At 44.2% G+C, this 21,130-nt stretch carries 19 protein-coding genes; 16 read left to right on the top strand and 3 right to left on the bottom strand.

Annotated features, from left to right (window positions below; translation table 11 throughout):
• Window positions 1-197 precede the first annotated feature (197 nt).
• The 4 genes from nrdD to L4C42_RS12655 all read left to right on the top strand — a co-directional run bounded on the left by nrdD (window position 198) and on the right by L4C42_RS12655 (window position 4,968).
• The gene (gene nrdD, locus L4C42_RS12670; RefSeq protein ID WP_353499331.1) at window positions 198-2,318 is read left to right on the top strand and encodes an anaerobic ribonucleoside-triphosphate reductase; all 2,121 of its coding nucleotides are present in this window, start codon (window positions 198-200) and stop codon (window positions 2,316-2,318) included.
• A 38-nt stretch (window positions 2,319-2,356) separates the two neighbouring features.
• Entirely contained in the window at window positions 2,357-2,827 is a 471-nt protein-coding gene (nrdG, locus tag L4C42_RS12665) for an anaerobic ribonucleoside-triphosphate reductase-activating protein (RefSeq protein ID WP_353499330.1), read from the top strand.
• A 228-nt stretch (window positions 2,828-3,055) separates the two neighbouring features.
• On the top strand, window positions 3,056-4,243 hold the full coding sequence (locus tag L4C42_RS12660) for an amino acid aminotransferase (protein WP_429760726.1): 1,188 nt from the start codon (window positions 3,056-3,058) through the stop codon (window positions 4,241-4,243).
• A gap of 41 nt (window positions 4,244-4,284) precedes the next feature.
• Window positions 4,285-4,968 carry an ATP-dependent zinc protease family protein gene (locus L4C42_RS12655; RefSeq protein ID WP_353499329.1) on the top strand — a complete coding sequence of 228 codons (684 nt, stop codon included), beginning with the start codon at window positions 4,285-4,287 and terminating at the stop codon, window positions 4,966-4,968.
• Between the two features lie 75 nt (window positions 4,969-5,043).
• Here L4C42_RS12655 and L4C42_RS12650 read toward each other — a convergent pair whose 3' ends face one another.
• Window positions 5,044-5,580: a hypothetical protein gene (locus L4C42_RS12650; protein WP_353499328.1), complete on the bottom strand. Its 537-nt coding sequence runs from the start codon at window positions 5,578-5,580 to the stop codon at window positions 5,044-5,046.
• Window positions 5,581-5,819: 239 nt separating this feature from the next.
• Between L4C42_RS12650 and L4C42_RS12645 the strand changes: the two genes are divergently transcribed.
• From L4C42_RS12645 to modC, 4 genes are read left to right on the top strand one after another with little or no spacing between them, the layout of a single operon-like run.
• Window positions 5,820-7,307, top strand: coding sequence for a cobyric acid synthase (locus L4C42_RS12645; protein ID WP_353499327.1), 1,488 nt, complete (start codon window positions 5,820-5,822; stop codon window positions 7,305-7,307).
• 16 nt (window positions 7,308-7,323) lie between these two features.
• Entirely contained in the window at window positions 7,324-8,100 is a 777-nt protein-coding gene (gene modA, locus L4C42_RS12640; RefSeq protein ID WP_429760723.1) for a molybdate ABC transporter substrate-binding protein, read from the top strand.
• A gap of 1 nt (window position 8,101) precedes the next feature.
• Window positions 8,102-8,794 carry a molybdate ABC transporter permease subunit gene (gene modB, locus L4C42_RS12635; protein WP_353499325.1) on the top strand — a complete coding sequence of 231 codons (693 nt, stop codon included), beginning with the start codon at window positions 8,102-8,104 and terminating at the stop codon, window positions 8,792-8,794.
• On the top strand, window positions 8,791-9,903 hold the full coding sequence (gene modC, locus L4C42_RS12630) for a molybdenum ABC transporter ATP-binding protein ModC (protein WP_353499324.1): 1,113 nt from the start codon (window positions 8,791-8,793) through the stop codon (window positions 9,901-9,903). Before modB ends, modC begins: the two co-directional genes overlap by 4 nt.
• A 43-nt stretch (window positions 9,904-9,946) precedes the next feature.
• Here the strand turns inward: modC and L4C42_RS12625 are convergent, their stop codons facing one another.
• Complete coding sequence (locus tag L4C42_RS12625) at window positions 9,947-10,384, bottom strand: DUF3069 domain-containing protein (RefSeq protein WP_353499323.1); 438 nt, start codon at window positions 10,382-10,384, stop codon at window positions 9,947-9,949.
• A 214-nt stretch (window positions 10,385-10,598) separates the two neighbouring features.
• On the opposite strand from L4C42_RS12625, the gene L4C42_RS12620 reads away from it, so the two are divergent.
• On the top strand, window positions 10,599-11,582 hold the full coding sequence (locus tag L4C42_RS12620; RefSeq protein ID WP_353499322.1) for a GGDEF domain-containing protein: 984 nt from the start codon (window positions 10,599-10,601) through the stop codon (window positions 11,580-11,582).
• A gap of 205 nt (window positions 11,583-11,787) precedes the next feature.
• Window positions 11,788-12,744 (top strand): Solitary outer membrane autotransporter beta-barrel domain, encoded by a 957-nt coding sequence (locus L4C42_RS12615; RefSeq protein ID WP_429760719.1) that lies wholly within the window; start codon window positions 11,788-11,790, stop codon window positions 12,742-12,744.
• A gap of 24 nt (window positions 12,745-12,768) precedes the next feature.
• Here L4C42_RS12615 and L4C42_RS12610 read toward each other — a convergent pair whose 3' ends face one another.
• Complete coding sequence (locus tag L4C42_RS12610) at window positions 12,769-14,007, bottom strand: GGDEF domain-containing protein (protein ID WP_353499320.1); 1,239 nt, start codon at window positions 14,005-14,007, stop codon at window positions 12,769-12,771.
• Window positions 14,008-14,315: 308 nt separating this feature from the next.
• On the opposite strand from L4C42_RS12610, the gene L4C42_RS12605 reads away from it, so the two are divergent.
• From L4C42_RS12605 to L4C42_RS12580, 6 genes are all read left to right on the top strand, one after another.
• Window positions 14,316-14,591: an HlyU family transcriptional regulator gene (locus L4C42_RS12605; protein WP_353499319.1), complete on the top strand. Its 276-nt coding sequence runs from the start codon at window positions 14,316-14,318 to the stop codon at window positions 14,589-14,591.
• Window positions 14,592-15,003: 412 nt separating this feature from the next.
• Window positions 15,004-16,542: a Re/Si-specific NAD(P)(+) transhydrogenase subunit alpha gene (pntA, locus tag L4C42_RS12600; RefSeq protein WP_429760716.1), complete on the top strand. Its 1,539-nt coding sequence runs from the start codon at window positions 15,004-15,006 to the stop codon at window positions 16,540-16,542.
• Window positions 16,543-16,551: 9 nt separating this feature from the next.
• Window positions 16,552-17,955, top strand: a complete 1,404-nt coding sequence (gene pntB / locus L4C42_RS12595) for a Re/Si-specific NAD(P)(+) transhydrogenase subunit beta (RefSeq protein ID WP_353499317.1) — start codon at window positions 16,552-16,554, stop codon at window positions 17,953-17,955.
• 236 nt (window positions 17,956-18,191) lie between these two features.
• The gene (gene vxrA, locus L4C42_RS12590; RefSeq protein ID WP_353500199.1) at window positions 18,192-19,586 is read left to right on the top strand and encodes a sensor histidine kinase VxrA; all 1,395 of its coding nucleotides are present in this window, start codon (window positions 18,192-18,194) and stop codon (window positions 19,584-19,586) included.
• Window positions 19,561-20,220, top strand: a complete 660-nt coding sequence (vxrB, locus tag L4C42_RS12585) for a response regulator transcription factor VxrB (protein ID WP_353499316.1) — start codon at window positions 19,561-19,563, stop codon at window positions 20,218-20,220. The genes vxrA and vxrB overlap by 26 nt, the downstream gene beginning before the upstream one ends.
• A complete protein-coding gene (locus L4C42_RS12580) occupies window positions 20,220-21,098 on the top strand; it encodes a DUF2861 family protein (RefSeq protein WP_353499315.1) in 879 nt (292 codons plus the stop codon). The genes vxrB and L4C42_RS12580 overlap by 1 nt, the downstream gene beginning before the upstream one ends.
• Window positions 21,099-21,130: the final 32 nt, after the last annotated feature.

The following is a 21,130-nucleotide window of genomic DNA, read 5'->3' as shown; positions in this document are numbered from 1 at the left end:
TACACGGTATGAGATCCAGTTCATTTAGATCGAATTCTTCTTGTTCACTACCCAGTTTTTATTGATCTAAATCAATACTTTCAGTTGGTGCTTCTCGTTAAATACACCACAATATATTGTGTCAGAAGAAAAAGTAACAACCCTATATAGTGTGTTTGTGGATAAGTCTGTGAGTATGCTAGGGGTAAGGAGAAAGGGTGAAAACAATCGTAATCAAGAGAGATGGCTCTCGTGCTCCGTTTACAAAGGATCGTATTGAAGCTGCTGTGGTAAGTGCGGCGGAACATGCAGATAAGGAACTCGAAATCTATGCTAAAAATGTAGCGTTAGCGGTCGAGCTCAAGCTGCAGGATTGCGAACATGTGGATATTCAGGAAATCCAAACTCTCGTAGAGAACGAGTTGATGCAAGGTCCATACAAAGGGCTAGCACGTTCTTACATCGAGTATCGTCATGACCGTGATATTTCACGCGAAAAGAAAAGCGCTCTGACTAAAGAGATCGAAGGCCTTATTGAAGAGAGCAATGCCGATCTTCTTAATGAGAACGCTAACAAAGACGGTAAAGTGATTCCAACCCAACGTGACCTGCTGGCTGGCATCGTTGCTAAGCACTATGCGAAAACTCGCATCTTGCCACGCGATGTGGTTCAGGCACACGATGAGGGTGATATTCACTATCACGATCTAGATTACGCACCTTTCTTCCCTATGTTTAACTGTATGCTTATCGATTTAAAAGGCATGCTGACGCATGGCTTTAAGATGGGTAATGCAGAAATTGATACACCGAAATCAATTTCAACTGCGACAGCGGTAACGGCACAAATCATTGCGCAGGTAGCGAGCCATATTTATGGTGGTACTACGATCAACCGCATTGATGAAGTACTCGCGCCTTATGTAAAAGCAAGCTACGACAAACATTTTGAAATCGCGAAAGACTGGGATATTCATCAACCAGAAGCGTTCGCTCAATCACGTACTGAGAAAGAGTGTTATGACGCATTCCAATCTCTTGAGTACGAAGTAAACACACTTCATACCGCGAATGGTCAAACTCCTTTTGTTACCTTTGGCTTTGGTCTAGGTACGAGCTGGGAATCGAAGTTGATCCAAACTTCGATCCTTAAGAACCGTATCGCTGGCCTTGGTAAAAACGCAAAAACAGCGGTGTTCCCGAAACTGGTATTCGCAATTAAAGATGGATTGAACCACAAGTCAGAGGATCCAAACTACGATGTTAAGCAGTTGGCTTTGGAGTGTGCATCTAAGCGAATGTATCCAGACATCTTAAACTACGACAAAGTGGTTGAAGTAACAGGCTCGTTCAAAACTCCGATGGGTTGCCGCAGCTTCCTGAATACTTACGAAGAGAATGGCGAACTGCAACATGAAGGTCGTAACAACCTAGGTGTTGTGAGCTTGAACTTGCCACGTATCGCAATCAAAGCGAAGGGCAGCGTTGATAAGTTCTATGAGCTATTGAATGACCGTTTGTTACTGGCTCGTAAGGCACTAGAAACACGCATTAGTCGTCTAGAAAAAGTTAAAGCGCGCGTTGCACCTATTCTATATATGGAAGGTGCTTGTGGCGTTCGATTGAAAGCGGATGATTCCATTGCACCAATCTTCAAAAATGGTCGTGCGTCTATCTCTCTAGGTTACATTGGTATCCACGAGACGATGACTGCACTTTTTGGTACAGAAACTCACATGTACGATGATAATCAAATGCGCGATATGGCGCTGGATATCATCAAACATATGAAAGAAGTTGTGAACAAGTGGGCTGAAGAAACAGGTTACGCATTTAGCCTATACGGCACACCTAGTGAAAACCTATGTAGCCGCTTCTGCCAAATTGATACTAAAGAATTTGGTGTGATTGAAGGCGTAACAGACAAAGGTTACTACACCAACAGCTTCCACCTAGATGTGCAGAAAAAGGTAAACCCGTACGACAAGATCGATTTCGAGATGCCGTATCCAGAAATTTCGTCAGGTGGCTTTATCTGCTATGGCGAGTTCCCGAATATGCAGCGTAACATCGAAGCGCTAGAGAACGTGTGGGATTACAGTTACAGCCGAGTGCCATATTACGGTACAAACACACCAATTGATGAGTGTTATGAATGTGGCTACATGGGTGAGTTTGACTGTACAAGTAAGGGCTTTACGTGTCCTAAATGTGGTAACCATGACTCTACCCGCGTGTCAGTAACACGCCGTGTGTGTGGCTATCTAGGTAGCCCGGATGCTCGTCCTTTTAACTTCGGTAAACAAGAAGAAGTTAAACGCCGCGTTAAGCACCTGTAATCGTTAAACAAAGAAGTCAGTAAAGAGAGTCACAACCCATGAATTATCACCAGTATCATCCAATCGACGTGGTCAATGGACCTGGTACGCGTTGTACTCTCTTTGTTTCTGGTTGTGTGCATCAATGCCGTGGTTGTTATAATCAGTCGACTCTGTCATTGCATTCTGGTCATTTGTTTACCCAAGAGCTTGAAGACCAAATCATAGCGGACTTAAACGACAGTCGAATTAGAAAGCGCGGTCTGTCGTTATCTGGGGGAGATCCACTTCATCCTGCGAATGTGAGCGCTGTACTTAAACTGGTGGAGCGTGTACGAGCAGAGTGTGAAGGAAAGGATATTTGGCTTTGGACTGGGTATGTGCTTACAGACCTGAGTACAGAACAAAAGCAAGTGGTTGATCTTATTGATGTGCTGGTGGACGGCAAATTCGAGAAAGATCTCGCCGATCCAGAGTTAGAATGGCGCGGAAGTGCAAACCAGGTTATACACCGATTTACAAATGTGTAACATTGATTATGCAAAAAAAAGGAGCTTCGGCTCCTTTTTTAATGCCGCAGAGCACTTAATTTCATTGGAACTGATGATCTTTTATGCAACATATGGAGAGGAGTTAATCTGGTTTACAGTTAGGTTTACAGAATGAATCGCCCTCACCAATAACAAAACTATTTCAATATTTTTAATCTAATGATAACGTGAAGGCCATTGCTTGAATTTCAAAGGGTTGTGACTTTCATGTTCTCTCAGTTACCCGAGCCAGTGCTCGATCCTATTCTTTCTCTTTCCGTAGCTTACCGAAATGATCCTCGTACCGACAAAGTCGATCTTGGCATTGGTGTATATAGAAATAGCGACGGTCAAACTCCAATCATGAAGGCTATTGCCGAAGCTCAGCGCATTGTGACTTCAGAGCAACAGACTAAAGCCTACGTTGGGCTTGCCGGATGTGAAGAATTTAACCAAAGCATCGCGAAAGTGGTTTTTGGTGAAACACCTATTTACGACCGTATGTCGGTCATTCAAACCCCTGGTGCAAGTGGTGGCTTGCGTATGCTGGGTGACCTAATGAATGTAGCTGCCCCAGGTACAACAGTATGGTTATCAAACCCAAGCTATGTAAACCATAAGCCTGTTATGGAAGCTGCTGGCTTGCAGGTTAAGTTTTATCGCTACTTCGATGTAGTAACAAAGCAAGTGGATCGAGATGCGATGCTGACCGATCTTAGTCAAGCAGGTCAGGGCGATGTAGTATTGCTGCATGGTTGTTGCCATAATCCAACAGGCGCGGACATTGCGCTAGACGACTGGAAAGCGATCACCGAGCTTAGCGTTAAAAACGGTTTTGTTCCTTTTGTCGATGTTGCTTACCAAGGTTTTGGTGATGGGCTAGAGCAAGATGCATTGGGTCTTCGTCACATGGCAGAAAATGTGGAAGCGATGCTGTTGACTACGTCTTGTTCCAAAAACTTTGGCTTGTACCGTGAGCGTACAGGTGCAGCGATTGTCATTGGAAAAAACGCAGCTGAAGCGAATAATGCTAAAGGTAAGCTGCTAACGCTTGCGCGTTCAACATATACCATGCCACCTGACCACGGTGCGGCGCTGGTTAAAACGATTCTAAAAGATGACCATTTAACTACTATGTGGACAACAGAGCTTTCTGAGATGCAACAACGACTTGTATCTTTGCGTGATGGCTTATGTAAAGCAGTGAAGCAAACTGGCTCATCGACTGATTTTGACTTCATCATGTCTCACAAAGGCATGTTTACTGTGCTAGGATTTACAGCAGAGCAAATGCAACGATTGCGCACGGACTATGCTATTTATGGTGTTGACGATGGACGTATTAACATCGCTGGACTTTCTGAGTCTCAATTGCCATATGTTGCCGATGCATTAGCCGCTGTTAGTCAAAAATAAAGACGATAATAGAAACTACTAAAAATAATAAAGGTGAATGAATGAAACCTTGGAAAGCGATATTGCCATTAATGTTATCTGGTGGCTTGGTTGCGTGTTCGACAACACCGACACAAACTCCGCCACCGGTTGAGCCACCGGCAGCAGAAGCGACGCCAGAAGCACCAAAAGCTGAACCGGTTGAGCCAGAAGTAAAACCGGAAGAGAAGGTGACTGAAGCGAAACCGGAAAAGCCGGAGGAGCCAGTAAAAGAAACCAAACCAGCGGAGAAGCCAAAGCCAGCTCCAGTTAAGAGTGACGACGGCAAGTTAATCCTAGGTGAGCAAGAATATGTTCGCCTTATGGATATGAAAGTGACGACAAAGGCACGTGTCGATACTGGTGCGACAACCTCTTCGCTTAGCGCCATTGATATTGTCCCATTTGAGCGTGATGGTAAAGATTGGGTTAAATTTAAAGTGAAGCACGATGGTGTGGAATCTAAAGAAGTATCGATGCCAGTTGACCGTTGGGTAAAAGTAAAGCAGTCAAGCTCAGAAGAGAGTGATAAGCGCCCAGTCATCGTTTCGGTGATTAAAATTGGTGACATGACTAGCAAGACGGAATTTACTCTTGCTGATAGAACCCACCTAAAATACCCAGTATTATTAGGTAGAAGTTTCTTTAGAGATGTGGCAATTGTAGACGTAAGCCGTAAATACGTTCAGCCAAAACCAACCAAATAAAACAAAAGGGCTTTCCATATTTGGAAAGCCCTTTTTAATTCTTCGCAGCGTGGTGAATAGATAATACAGTAGAGTTTAGAAGCCAAACTCTACGGACATCTGTACTTGAGGACCGTAAATACCGCTATCTTTGATGTCTGCACCTAGTGATAGTGCGTCAGTAGAGTGGAAACGCGCGCCCACACTCCAAATAAACACGGTATCATCACGGCGATTTAGCATACCGACTTGACCTACACCTTCAACATTCTGAAGAAGCCAAACGCGTGAACCGATATTGAACTCAGACATAAATTCGCTATCAAATTTTTCGTCGTCCTTGGTTTTCACATTGTGCACCAAAAGTTGACCGAAAACATCGGCGAATTGACCAATGGGGCCGTTAAAGCCTAAACCACCGGCAACATCCCAGTCACCTTCAAAGCGACTGTCTGCACGAGCAATAATATGCGTATTTTCCGTAAAGAAGGTCGTAAACTCAGCTCCTACTGTACCTGGGTTAGCACCTAAGCGGACTTCGAAAGAGTTATAGTTAAAATTGTTCGCTTGAACCAGCGTAGGGGCGGCAACTGCCAATGTTAACAGCGCAGCTCGACTTGCTTTACCTAGCATGAGGACTCCATGATAAAAAGATATCGATATAATCTCGAATTTTGAATTGACTAAGTATATAAAAAAACTAATTGCAAAATACAGACCATTTTAACGATATCGAGAGCTTGTAGGCATAATTGACGAAGCTTTAGTCAATTGGGTGTCCAATAATTCGTTAAGTTTCAATGTGAAGCGTTGGTCGTGATGAGTAAAAAAGGTAAACTAATCGGACTATTGATTAAGGAAATTTGCACGATATGCGCCGCACTTCACAAGCACTTATGGTTCAAGGCACGACATCCGATGCGGGTAAAAGTGTATTAGTGGCAGGGTTATGCCGCGTTCTAGCACGCCAAGGGATAATGGTTGCCCCATTTAAACCACAAAATATGGCATTAAACAGTGCAGTTACTGAAGATGGCGGTGAAATTGGACGCGCTCAGGCGGTTCAAGCCCAAGCTGCGAATGTAGTGGCTACCGTTGATATGAATCCGGTGTTGATTAAGCCAAATTCTGATACCGGCGCGCAAATAATTATCCAAGGCAAAGCCCATGCGAATATGGACGCAGTGGGTTTTCATGATTACAAACGCTTTGCTATGCCTTATGTGCTTGACTCGTTTGAGAAGCTTAGTAGCCGTTTTGATTCCGTGGTTATTGAAGGCGCAGGTAGCCCAGCAGAGATTAACCTCAGAGCGAATGACATCGCCAATATGGGGTTCGCAGAAGAAGCAGATATCCCTGTTATTATCGTCGCAGACATAGACCGAGGTGGTGTTTTCGCCCATCTTTACGGCACCCTGGCCTTATTATCGGAATCTGAGCAGCAGCGCGTGAAGGGTTTTGTCATCAATCGTTTTCGTGGTGATATATCATTACTAGAACCCGGTTTAGATTGGCTAGAGGAAAAAACGGGTAAGCCCGTTATCGGTGTATTACCTTTTTTGCATGGCCTAAATATCGAAGCAGAAGACGCCATAGATGCCTCACATGATATTAAGTCCAGTACAAAGCTCAGTGTCGCAGTCCCTGTATTAACACGTATCAGCAATCACACCGACTTTGATGCACTTCGTCTGCATCCTGATATCGATTTTAGATATGTAGGTAAAGGTGAACGTTTAGATAACGCTGATTTGATTGTATTGCCTGGGACTAAATCTGTGCGCGATGATCTTGCTTATCTTCGAGAGCAGGGGTGGGATAAAGATATCTACAAGCATCTGCGTTTTGGCGGCAAAGTGATGGGGATATGCGGAGGTTATCAAATGCTTGGCAATACTATTGCAGATCCTAAAGGAATAGAAGGCTCCGCTGGAAGTAGTGATGGCTTGAACCTGCTTCAACTCGACACTGTATTGGAAAGTGAGAAGCAGCTTACCAACGTTAATGGAACCCTTACTCTTGAAAATCGCTCTGCACCATTCTCTGGCTATGAAATTCATGCAGGCCGATCAACTGTTGGCGACAAGCAGCCGGTTAGCTTTGATGATAAGCAGTTTGATGGAGCGGTCAGCAGTGACAATCAAGTGTTTGGCACCTACGTACATGGTTTCTTTGATTCTCCGGAAGTGACTCAGTTGGTCTGCCGCTGGGTGAACGGAGCGGATATTGAGTCGTTTGCGATCAACGATGAGAAAGAGTCGGCCATCGATAGAATCGCGGATGCGATTGAACAGCATCTAGACCTTGTAAAACTGTGGCCTGATCTTGAATTATCAGGGAAAAAAGATAAAGAGTTCTGAAGAGGAAACGCCGTTAATGCGAACTGTAATTACTCTGCTTTTAGTTACGCTGTCACATATTGCAATGGTTCAACCTGCAATGGCTAAACCACTCACCGTATTTGCTGCAAGCTCTATGACCAATGCAGTCAATGAACTCGCTCAAACGTTTGAACATAAGTATGGCATTGAAGTAAGGGCAGTGTACGCGGGCTCATCTTCATTGGCGAGACAGATTCAAAGAGAGGCGCCCGCGGATGTGTTCATTTCTGCCAACGCGCGCTGGGTTGATTATCTCGTCTCCCAAAAGGTGATCAGCTCAGATGATATTCAACATATCGCCAGAAATAAGTTGGTTCTAATCACTAGCAAATCAAAGGGTGAAGTAAGGTCATTTGATATTTCAAACCAAAGTGATTGGCAGCGGTACCTTAATGATGACCGAATAGCAATCGGACAAGTTAACGCAGTACCAGCGGGTATTTACGCGAAACAGGCATTGGAATCGTTAAAGCTGTGGTCAACTGTGCGTAGTCAATTAGCGCCGGTGAACAATGTAAGGCAGGTTCTGGCACTCGTGGATAGGAAAGAGGCACCTTTAGGTATCGTATACAGTTCGGATTTAATGGCTGGTGACGGTGTCACTAAACTGGCTGAATTTCCGGCTTCGAGTCACGATGCTATCGACTATCCTTTAGTGACACTCAACCATGACATGCAGACCAAGCAGTTTGCTGAGTTTGTCGCTTCAGAACAAGGGCAAACCATATTAAGACAACATGGATTTATCACAGATAAGGAAGCAAAACTTTAATATGCTGACTGACTATGAAGTTGAAGCGATACAGCTCAGTGTGAAGGTGGCCGGTGTCGCCATTCTCTGGTTGATTCCAATTGGCGTATTTTTCGCGTGGCTACTAAGCAAAAAGCAGTTCATTGGTAAAAGTGTTTTAGACAGCGTGATTCATTTGCCCTTAGTTCTGCCGCCGGTTGTCGTGGGTTATTTGCTTTTGGTTTCCATGGGAAAGCAAGGGGTCATAGGCCAGTTTATTTATCAGCTAACTGGCGTTAGTTTTAGTTTTAGCTGGCGAGGTGCAGTATTAGCCTGCATTATCGTTGCGCTGCCCTTGATGGTTCGTTCCATTCGCTTGTCGATGGATAGTGTCGATCACAAGCTAGAACAGGCCGCTAGAACGCTAGGCGCATCGCCGAGAAAGGTGTTTTTCACCATCACGCTACCGCTTGTTATTCCGGGTATTATTAGCGGTACCATGCTGTCGTTCGCTCGAAGCCTTGGTGAGTTTGGCGCAACGATCAGTTTTGTATCGAATATTCCCGGTGAAACCCAAACGATCCCTTTAGCCATGTACAGTTTTTTAGAAACCCCGGGCGCTGAAGACGCAGCGATGAGACTGTGTATCATCTCTATTGTGATATCGCTAGCGTCACTCTATTTCTCTGAATCGCTTAACCGGTGGGTGGCACGCCGCTTAGGAGTGACACAATGACAAGGTTAGATATCGATGTAACCAAAAAATTTGGTGAGCAAGCATTCCATCTAAAAGCTTCATTGCCTTCGAGTGGTATCAGTGCCATCTTTGGGCGCTCTGGCGCGGGTAAGACCACGTTAATAAACCTTATTAGTGGGTTAGTCCAACCAGATTCAGGGCATATTCACTTTAATGGTCGAACGATATTTGATTCCAGCCAGGGGATTGATCTCGCGATAGAAAAGCGAGAAATAGGCTATGTATTCCAAGACGCACGTTTATTTCCTCATTTGTCTGTAGAGCGCAATTTGCGTTACGGGGTCACTAAAAATGATGCGGGGCATTTTAATGAAATTGTAGAGCTGCTTGCTATTGAGCCGCTTTTGAATCGCTATCCAAGTTCGTTGTCTGGAGGGGAGAAACAGCGAGTTGCTATCGGACGCGCACTACTGAGCAAGCCTAAGGTATTGCTCATGGATGAACCATTAGCGTCACTTGATAATCCGAGAAAACGCGAGTTAATGCCTTTTCTAGAAGCATTGTCGAGTCGTGTTGATATCCCGATTCTATACGTGACACATAGCCTTAATGAGATTTTGCGACTGGCACAGCACCTGGTTATTATTGATGAGGGTTGCATTGTCGAATCCGGTTTGATTGAGCATGTGTGGGGTACGAAAATCATGCAATCGTGGCAATCGTTTTCTGACAAAAGCGCACTATTTAAAGGTGAGGTGGTCGCTCAAAATGATACGTATGGCCTGACGAAAGTGGCGTTAACGAACGATCACTACTTATGGGTGCAGCGAACGGAAGCGGCCGTCGGTGAAACAGTGCGATTGCGAGTTAGAGCTAACGACGTTTCAATTGCACTAAGCCGAGCGATAAATACGTCCATTCGAAATATTTTACCTTGTACCATTAAAACCATTGCTCAGGGCGGAAAAGGAACCCCAAGACAAAGTGTTGAAGTGGTATTGTCTTTAGGAGGTCGCTGTGAACTTGTTGCGACGGTTACCCAGTGGGCAGTGGATGACCTGCAATTGAACGTAGGCCAATCGGTGTACGCTCAAATTAAAGGTGTGAGTGTCGCGCAAAAAGACGTCGCGCTTGAACCCCACCTATAAAAAAAGCCACATGACAATGTGGCTTTTTGATCTTCTATAGCGATTACTTCACGAATACTTCTTTGAAGTCACGCTTTAGAATCGCGTCACGACGCGCTTTCTTGATTTGCTTAACCATGTCTTTGATGCAGTTTTGCAGTACTTTATCAAGAAGCTCAGCTTTGTAAGATTCTTTATCTTCGTCGCTCATATCTGCTGGAAGTTCCATTGTTGTAAACTCTTCAAGAGCGCTTACACCAGCGAAAGCTTGGCTAACCGAGATCAACGCGTGGAACTGTTCAAAGTTGTCTAGGATGTTTTGAGCACTGGCTGGCAGTGAATCCCATGCTTCACGAACTGCTTCTTCAGTCACTTCGTGAATCGATACTACCATGTTGTAAAGCTCTTCTGGCACCTCGTCAAATAGGATAACCTGCTTTAGCTCAGCGGATATCGTTTCTAGGTCTACGATTGGGGTTTCAGTATTTTGTGTGTCAGACATGCAGCTTTCTCTGTATAACGTTTATCGATAATCCTGCGATTACCTTCCTAAAAGACAATAATAATCCAACTCATTAGATAATGCCCAGCCAAAACTTCGTTTTCGGCCTAAACAAGCTGTTATTATTGCGATTTTTGTGGGACTGTTTGAATATTGTCCTAATATGTGGTTGATATTAACAATACATCGGCGTAATACAAAGACAAGGATGCTTATGATGTCCATAGAATCTTCGATGAAAATACTCCTCGTTGATGACGCTCAGTTGGAAAGAATGCAGTTGCAGATACGCCTCAAACAACTGGGGCATGAGGTTGAGGTTGCAGCGAGTGGGCGAGAGGCTCTCGCGCTTTACCCGACGTTTGACCCTGAGTTGGTGCTCCTAGATATCTCAATGCCTGAAATGGACGGGTTTGAAGTCGCCTCAGAGATACGTCTACGCTACAAAGCCGATTGGATCCCTATCATTTTCCTAAGTAGTCACGATGAGCCGGAAATGATCGCTAAAGCGATCGATGCGGGTGGTGACGATTATCTTGTAAAACCCGTCAACAAGATTGTGTTGCAATCAAAATTGATTGCTATGCAGCGTATTGCTCACATGAGACGTGAGTTAAAACAAGCCAGTTCTCAGTTGGAAGAAGCGAACCGAGCGCTTCAGCATCAAGCAAATGAAGATGGCCTAACCAAACTGTTTAATCGCCGTTATATGGATCAAAAATTGACCGAGCTGATCCAGTGGCACGGCCGACATCAAATGCCGCTTTCTGTGATTCTAATGGATGTCGATCATTTCAAAGCGTTCAACGATAACTACGGACATACCGAAGGCGACCAGTGTTTAATTAACATTGCTCAGTTTTTAGACGTCATGTTCATCCGTTCTGGTGAGTATGTAGGGCGTTATGGTGGGGAGGAGTTCGTTATATTGCTCAGTCGAAGTGATATAGCCGAAGCAGAAGAAAATGCAGCACGAGTAAAAGACGGGATAGTATCGTTGAACATTCCACACGAGTACTCTCAAACTGCAGATAGAGTGACGCTGTCACTTGGTGTTTATAGTGCTATCCCAACAGGGACTGAATCCATTAATGAGCTGTATGAAAGAGCCGACAAGCTGCTCTATCAAGCGAAACGAAGTGGTCGTAATCGCTACGTATTGCAGCTAGAGAGCGATATCATTAGTACGACTTCATAATATCTCTTATCCTATCAATGGTTGTTAAAACAACGACTAAGCACTTATTCAAAGTGATTGGTTAAGACGAATTTTAGCTACCGTCATGACAAAGCGTTACTTTATCGGGTGATGCTTTTGCTATTCTTAGCCTTAGGCTCGATTCAAGTAAGTAAATTAATAAGCCAGTTAGTCAGGTTTTTAGTGGTTCATTTATGAGGTTGTTTTGTTAAAAGTCTCTCAAAGCTTTGTGGCTGCAGCGATAATTTGTCACTTTTCAGCTCAGGCTGACCCGGAGTTTAGGGACATCTTCGAAGAGGACTTTGCTGCCGCAATTATTCTTACGGACAGTGAAGCTTTGACGCTCGGGTTTAAAGACTTTGATCCCAATACCGTATTTAATATCGGCAACGAAAATATTGGTTCCCAAGACGCACTCGACAAGCGCAAGAATATTGCTGTATCAGCATTGCCTCTTACTTTCGATCTTTCCGATGATAAGATGTTCCAACAACGTGCTGTCATACGCTTTTCTGCGCTTAGGATTGAAGATCAAATTATAGATGGGCCAGATAGCCACAGAAAATATGTCCTCGGTGTCTTTAGTGGTTATGAGCAAGAAATCAACTTTACACCAAACTGGACATTTGAAACTGGCGTCGGTATCCATCTTCAATACCTCAATAGTAATTACGATTTTCAATCCCCATTTTCCAAGTTGTTTCAGCCTTTTATTGATGGAAAGCTCGTGAATACAACGGCTTGGTCGACATCGATTCAACCAAAAGTCGGATTCAATTACACCAAAGATAAAGACTGGGGTGAGGTGAAATTTAGATCTAACTTTAACTACTTTTCTGGTTATGGTTGGGGCCAAGCAAATGATGGAGATGTTGGCACGCCGGAAGGATGGTATTGGTCAAATGAAGCGAAGCTCTTTTATGATGTGACTGACTGGGGTCGCTCGATTCAAACGGTTTATACCAGTATACGAAGAGTCGATATCGGCGGTGACACAATAGGGATATTAGGCTCGAGTCATTACTATGAAGGGACGGTGGGTTGGTTGCTAACGCCGCCATTTCATATTCCGATGGTCGACAATGTTGGAATTGGACTCAGCGTCAATTACGGTAGTGACTTGAAAGGGGGCAGTATAGTACTGTTCTTTAACCAGGAGTAACGTCTTTGATTGAGAACAATGTGGTTATCGCGCGCACTGTACTTGGTTTCGGCCTTTCTCTTTAGCGCTGTAAAGCGCTTTATCCGCCTTTTTAAGCACGTCTTCAGGTTTGCGAGTCGTCTTGCTGTCGGCTGCACCAATACTAACAGTGACACTCACCGTTGACTGATCATTTTTAGTTCCGCGCTTTTTCACGCCTTGTTTTGTATTGGCAGGGCGCTTGGTCTCGTCTCGAATAACCATCTGATAGTCTTGAATTTGCTCACGCAGTTCATCCAAGTAGGGTTTACTATCTTTTGCAGTTTTACCTTTGAACAAGATAGTGAACTCCTCACCACCATAACGGTATACTTTTGCATTACCACCAACACCAGTCATGCGTGATGCGACCAGTTTAAGTACGTCATCACCAGTATCGTGGCCGTAAGTATCATTGAATGATTTAAAGTGATCAACATCGAGCATAGCGATGGTGAACTTTCTTCCCAAATGCTTCATGTCCATTTCGAGTGCGCGTCGGCCTGGTATGTTTGTCAATCGATCGTTGAACGCCATTTGATGACTAGCGGAAATGACGTAAATAATGATCAATACACCTGATAACGAAAATAGCGTGCTCGAAATGTAAGGGATATGAAAGAAGATGAACGTGCCGCCTGCCATAAATATTGAGGCAAAGACTGCAGCGTCAATAGGGCGGTTGTAGTTAAGCAGAAATATACCAGTCGCCCCGACTATCGCTACAGTAAAAAGCACTAAAACCAATGGTAGCCGTGAGATTTGAGGAAACGCCATCAGCAAGTCACTTTCAAACCCTAGAAATCCACCGCCAGCAAAATGAGACAGTATTAGTGCGGTCCAGCCAACGAAGCTCATAATCGTAACACCAAAGATCGCCATGCCGCGGCTAATTACACCAGTGTCAGAAAACAGATAAACGAGACAGCAAGAAACTGGGAGCAACAAACTCAACAATGACAACTCGAGTAATGTAGTGCCAGAACTTAGTGGACTTTGCAGACGAACTTGCACGACTAAGTAAGCAAGTAGCATTGATAGAGCCACCATTGCCATTCGAGACTGCTTAAAAGTGTGGCTAAGCGCGATTGCCGTAGCAAACAAGATATAAGGGAGGTTGGTGACGAAGCCGGAGTTAGCTTGAGTAGCGTCAATGATGTGATTTACACCAGCCAATACACCAATCATCATCAACACGGGCATGAAGAGACGAAATAGGTTTGAACTGGTAAAAGAGGTCGCCATTAAATAAGAACTCAGGTACTTCAATAGAGATTATTATACAGTGCTTTAGCATACGGTAATTTAATGTTTTGCCAAGTATTTTGTCATTTAGAAGTCCAAAACCTGATCCTTTCCCGCAACGTTTATAAAAATACGGTTTGCAATTAAATGTTTAGAAATTTCATGTCATTAGAAACCATAGAATCGCTGCGGGAATAATCAATTCAATTCGGCATTAGCTCGACAACTTTGCGAGATTCAAGTTGACCCTAAAATGGAAAATAGCGAACATGAGCTTTTATAAGATAACTTGCCGTTAAGGAAAGCCTGTGGGACTGTTTTCAAAATTGTTTGGTGGCGGTAAATCGCCAGAGCCAAAGCAAGTCGAACCTGTTGAGTACAAAGGGTTCCTCATTTACCAAGAAGCCATTGCAGAAAATGGCCAATATCGTATTGCTGGTCGAATCACTAAGACATTTGACGACGAAGTCAAAGAACACAGATTCATTCGCTCTGATGTACTCGGAACCGAGGGTGACGCCAATGAACTCATGCTTAAGAAAGCGCAAATGTTCATAGACCAAATGGGTGAGAAGATTTTCTAACCCTATTTTTGATGCATTTTTGTTCTGGAAAGACCAGTTTCAGTTGATTGATTTAATTGACGTTGGTCATCTGTTTGCAGCAAATATTGTCATAATATGACCTACTTACACGAAAATTTCCCAAGTATAGGTAATATTGCACTGTTATGACCTCTAATATGGGGTTTTCGTGTGGTTTTTTTACTAGATTGGTTTGTTTAAAAGTCATTACTTTCCGTTATATGTAATGAAATTATGTCTTTTAGTTACAAATAGCTTGATGTTACGAACCCAGTTGGTTAAAAAAGAACAATACTTCTGCCAATAGTTAAGGAATGGCTATGCAAATTGGCGTGCCAAAATGCTCCAAGCACCCCTTTGACTTCTGTTTGGTAAGAAAAGTATTCACAAGTTGATACACAAGGAGTCAGTTTTGTTGATAGGTGTGCCAAGAGAAACCCTCGCGGGAGAAACGCGAGTCGCTGCAACGCCGAAATCGGTCGAGCAGCTGTTAAAGCTGGGATTTGATGTCTCAGTGGAATCGCAAGCGGGTGTGCTTGCAAGCTTCGACGACGCAGCTTATGAAGCTGCTGGAGCAACTATTATCTCATCACAAGAAGTTTGGCAGTCAGACTTAGTTCTGAAAGTAAATGCGCCAAATGATGAAGAGATTGAATCACTTAAAGAAGGCGCGAGCCTGATTAGTTTTGTTTGGCCAGCACAAAATCCAGAGTTAATGGAAAAGCTCTCTAGCAAAAACATTAACGTTATGGCTATGGATGCGGTACCGCGTATTTCTCGTGCTCAAGCTCTTGATGCACTAAGTTCTATGGCGAACATTGCAGGTTATCGTGCCGTTGTTGAAGCAGCACACGAGTTTGGCCGATTCTTCACAGGTCAAATTACTGCGGCAGGCAAAGTACCACCAGCTAAAGTATTAGTAGCCGGTGCCGGTGTGGCGGGTCTTGCAGCAATCGGTGCTGCAGGTAGCTTAGGTGCGATTGTTCGCTCGTTTGACGTTCGACCAGAAGTAAAAGAGCAAGTTGAGTCAATGGGCGCTGAGTTCCTAGAAGTTGACTACCAAGAAAATACGGGCTCTGGCGATGGTTACGCCAAAGAGATGTCTGATGACTTCAATAAAAAAGCTGCCGAGCTTTATATGGAGCAAGCTAAAGACGTCGATATCATCATCACAACGGCACTTATTCCTGGCCGTCCAGCTCCAAAACTTGTCACTAAAGAAATGGTTGACGCCATGAAGCCGGGTAGCGTTATCGTTGACCTCGCTGCAGCCAACGGCGGCAACTGTGAATACACAGTCGCAGATCAAGTGATTACTACTGACAACGGTGTAAAAGTGATCGGTTACACCGACATGGTTGGTCGTCTACCTACTCAGTCTTCTCAGCTTTACGCGACAAACCTTGTTAACCTTCTAAAACTGCTCTGCAAAGAAAAAGATGGCAACATCGACATCAACTTTGAAGATGTCGTTCTTCGTGGTGTTACTGTCGTGAAAGAAGGCGAGGTCACATGGCCTGCGCCACCTATTCAAGTTTCAGCACAACCTGAAGCGCCAAAAGCGCAAGCACCAAAACCAGCTGAAAAAGTAGAAGAGCCGACTTCTCCGGTTAAAAAACTGGCTGGACTTGTGGCGGCACTAGGTGTATTTGGTTGGATTGCATCCGTTGCACCTGCAGCATTCCTATCTCACTTTACGGTATTTGTACTGGCTTGTGTTGTCGGTTACTACGTTGTATGGAACGTAACTCACGCTCTACATACACCGCTGATGTCAGTTACAAATGCGATCTCGGGCATTATCGTAGTTGGTGCACTGCTACAGATAGGTCAAGGCAATGGCGTTGTCTCTTTCTTGGCGTTCATCGCTGTATTGATTGCCAGTATCAACATTTTCGGTGGTTTCACCGTCACCAAGCGCATGCTTGAAATGTTCCGTAAAGATAAATAAGGAGTCACAATGTCTGCAGGATTAGTACAAGCAGCCTACATTGTAGCTGCACTATTTTTTATCATGAGTTTGGCGGGACTGTCTAAGCAAGAGTCAGCTCGCAACGGTAACTACTACGGTATCGCGGGTATGACGATCGCACTGATTGCGACGATCTTTAGCCCAGATGCGCAAGGCTTCGCATGGATCATTGTTGCAATGGTTATCGGTGCTGCGATTGGTATTTTCTACGCTAAGAAAGTAGAAATGACTGAAATGCCAGAACTGGTTGCGATTCTTCACAGCTTTGTGGGTTTGGCAGCAGTGCTTGTTGGTTACAACAGCTATATCGATCCACCTGCAATTCCAAATGTAGAAACATTGGCAGCAGCTGAAGTTCACGCTCACCACGTTATTCACCTAGTAGAAGTGTTCTTAGGTGTGTTCATCGGTGCAGTGACCTTTACTGGTTCTATTGTTGCTTTCGGAAAACTACGCGGTGTAATTTCATCGTCGCCACTGAATATCCCTCATAAGCACAAGTGGAATCTCGCAGCTGTCGTTGTTTCAACACTGCTAATGATCTACTTCGTGAAAGCTGATGGCAGCATGTTCGCGTTATTAGTGATGACGGCGATTGCTCTTGTGTTTGGTTACCACTTGGTTGCGTCTATCGGTGGTGCTGATATGCCAGTTGTGGTTTCAATGCTGAACTCATACTCTGGTTGGGCGGCGGCGGCGGCAGGTTTCATGTTGTCGAACGACCTTCTAATTGTAACAGGTGCATTGGTAGGCTCATCAGGTGCCATTCTTTCTTACATCATGTGTAAAGCGATGAACCGCTCATTCGTCAGTGTTATTGCTGGCGGCTTTGGTCAAGAAATCGTCATTTCTAGTGATGAAGAGCAAGGCGAACACCGCGAGACAACAGCTGAAGAAGTGGCAGAGATGCTGAAAAACAGTAAGTCTGTCATCATTACCCCTGGATACGGCATGGCGGTTGCGCAAGCTCAGTACCCAGTCCATGAGATTACTGAAAAGCTTCGTGCACAAGGTATTGAAGTTCGCTTCGGTATTCACCCAGTAGCGGGTCGTCTACCAGGTCACATGAACGTACTACTAGCAGAAGCAAAAGTACCTTATGACATCGTGCTTGAAATGGACGAGCTCAATGATGACTTTGGCGAAACTGATACTGTTCTTGTTATCGGTGCGAACGATACGGTCAACCCGGCGGCACTTGAGGATCCAAACAGCCCAATTGCTGGTATGCCAGTACTTGAAGTTTGGAACGCGCAAAACGTTATTGTATTTAAACGTTCGATGAACACCGGTTATGCAGGCGTTCAAAACCCACTGTTCTTCAAAGAAAACACGTCGATGCTATTTGGCGATGCGAAAGACAGTGTCGATGCGATTTCAAAAGCGCTTTAAGACGATATAAGTCAATACAAGCTCTTAACTCTCAAAAGCCAGCGATTGCTGGCTTTTTTTGTACACATTTACATCAACAAACAGTGAATTAACAAAATAATTGCGTGCACTTAGCTTTCTTCTTGCCGATAATGTGTAAAAATCCATGCCAACAAACGATCTACAAGACGCGTCTTTTGAAGAACTTACTTTACACCTTATTGCTGTCACTGCCTCTGAGTTATTCCCATACGGTAATGGCTGAGTCTTTGCCTGAACGAATCGATAAGTTCGTAGAGTTTTTCGATTATGAACAAGCGACCGCTTCATACGATGTTCGAGTCATTCAAGCTGATTACCCGACGCAGCTACTTACGCCGGTGTCTATGTTACCGCAAACGACGAAGTATCCTCTGAAAGAAATACAGCAGTTATATCGTTTAGCAGAAAACTGCAGCGGCACTTTGCCACTAAGCCCATTGATTACGGAGCCTTTAGTATACACTCGGGCTATGTGTGGAGGACGTCAGCTTTCGACTAAATGGTTTGCTCGAAGTGGTTTGATTCACCCCGGGGGAGGTACTTATGCGGCGCGGTATATCATCAAGTATCCGGATAAAAAAGACGTGCTGCAAAAGTACATGCATATTAAGGAGCGTGAACTTGCACCGCCAGGCTCTCTGTTAGGGCGCTTACAAATTATGGATGAAGCAACGGTGATCTCTCTAATTCGTGGCTCATCTATGTTTGTCGAGAACTCAGAACTTTGGCTAAGGCGAGGGGATAGTTACTATTTGTTTGACTCGGCAATGTGGCGCGAGAATGCCAAGCAAGCTGGATTGAACTTTAAATTAGCTTCACAGACAAATACTTGTTTTGTACAACGAGGCAACTTGTGTTGGGAAGTAGAAGATCATTCTGATGTACTAAGAATCAGTATGATCGTACTGATCATTGCCAATATCTTGCTGGTCATCGGTTGGTCGATATATCGTTGGAACTCTAAACGACAAGAGATGAAAAGTCGTATGTTGGTTCTGCAAATATTGACTCATGAGTTACGTACTCCAATCGCGAGTCTATCTTTAACTGTTGAAGGTTTTCGTCGAGAATTTGAGCACTTACCAGAAACTGTATATGATGAGTTTCGACGTCTTTGTGAAGATACTCGCCGACTGCGACAATTGGCGGAGGCCAGTAAAGACTATTTGCAGTCCGATAATAAGCCGTTAGCGACTGAATGGCTGCCTTCTGTACAGGATTGGCTAAGCTATAAAGCAGAAGAAGAGTTTGAAGCTGACGTAAAATTGACTATTAATCAAGATGTAGCCGCTAAGATTAACATCTATTGGCTTGGAACCTGCATCGATAACTTGATTCGCAACGCAATTAAATATGGTGTTGCACCTGTGAGCGTCAATGTCGTGACGTCATCGAACTCACTCAAAATTGAAGTGATAGACAACGGACAGTTAACAGCTAAGGACTGGCGAGAGCTTCGTAAGCCATTTGTAAGTAAGGCCGGATTAGGGCTAGGACTTACAATAGTAGAATCCATGGTTGGCCGAATGGGCGGTAAAATGTCCCTAGTTGGCCCACCAACAACTTTTATATTGGAGATACCTTGTGAAACAGACACTGCTACTTGTTGAAGACGACAAGAATCTAGCTGATGGCCTATTGGTAAGTTTGGAACTAGCGGGTTACAACGTCCTGCACGCCGAGCTTATTTCTCAGGTCGAACAGTATTGGGAACAAGCAGACTTGGTAATTCTCGACAGACAGCTTCCTGATGGTGATTCGGTACAGCACCTAGCTGGTTGGAAGCAAACCAAAGATGTTCCAGTTATTTTGCTCACTGCATTAGTGACCGTGAAAGATAAAGTAACCGGTCTTGATGCGGGTGCAAACGACTACCTCACAAAACCATTCGCTGAAGCAGAGCTTTTTGCACGTATTCGTGCTCAGCTTCGTGCTCCAGAAGCGGATGCTGAAGATGCCTCTAAAGTAGTGACAGATAGCCTTGTTATCGACAAAGCTACTCGTGAAGTAAATTACAAAGGTGATCTTATTACGCTGACCCGTACTGAGTTCGATTTGCTGTTGTTCTTAGCTAGCAACTTAGGTCGTGTGTTTACTCGTGATGAACTGCTTGATCACGTATGGGGTTACAATCACTTCCCAACGACTCGTACTGTTGATACACACGTACTTCAGCTTCGTCAAAAACTTCCAGGATTGGAAATTGAAACACTTCGCGGTGTTGGCTACAAAATGAAGGGCTAATGGTTAACGCACGTAAACTTGCAATCATAGCGTTACTGTCGGCATCAACATCTGTTGGTGCCGATTGGTTTGAGGGAACCTCAACCATTTCTCAAGCGCATAAGCATTTGCTCAATAATGATCTGGAATCTATGTTTCAATCGTTAGTTGAAGAGTGGCAACAGCAGCCAAGTAAAAGCATAAGATCGCATATCAATAAGCTGTTTCTGCAATCACTCAGTGTAGATTGCGGTAAAGGCTATTCATCGCAGCCACTACCTGATTGGGTTGAAAATGTTGTAGTGAAGCAGCAAACAATTCAAAGTCCAGGTCGGGATACTTATTTATCAACGATTGAACTGGACTCAAATAAAGTAGTTTCGGAAATCAGCCTTAAGCGTTGGGTTGATAAACGAGTATCTAACGACAGTGAGTTCTATGTTACTGGAAGTAGTGACGGCGTCACCGATGAGACCACTTACGGTATTCGCTATAACTTAGCATCGCCACTAGAAGTCGGTTTATATCGTCTAGATGTTTCACTAGTTAACGGTGAGAGTTGGAGCCAATGGCTAATATTGACTAATCAAGCGTTAAAACAAACGGTTAGATGGGCATCAAAAGACAAGTGGCAGGTAGAAAAGAACGCGCTTCTCAACCCATATTGCCCGTTGCCAAAACTTGAAGTCGGACTATTTGATTACATCGATGGCAAATATACTCAGGTCTGGGGACAGGAATACGAATCAGATTATCCAACCACACTTGATACGAAAGGTATTGCACCAGATCGATATGTGTTAGCAGTTTCTATGAAGCAAAGTCGCTGGCAAGGCCCAATTCGATTTGAACGCGCGCAGATCATAAACAAGACATTTGATGTATCTGCTGACGAGTAACACATTTTCACTAATTTCCTAGCATACACGCT

The organism is Vibrio wakamikoensis, from assembly GCF_050337275.1.
GTDB classification, from domain to species: Bacteria; Pseudomonadota; Gammaproteobacteria; order Enterobacterales; family Vibrionaceae; genus Vibrio; species Vibrio chaetopteri.
This window is presented reverse-complemented; position numbering and strand designations above follow the sequence as displayed.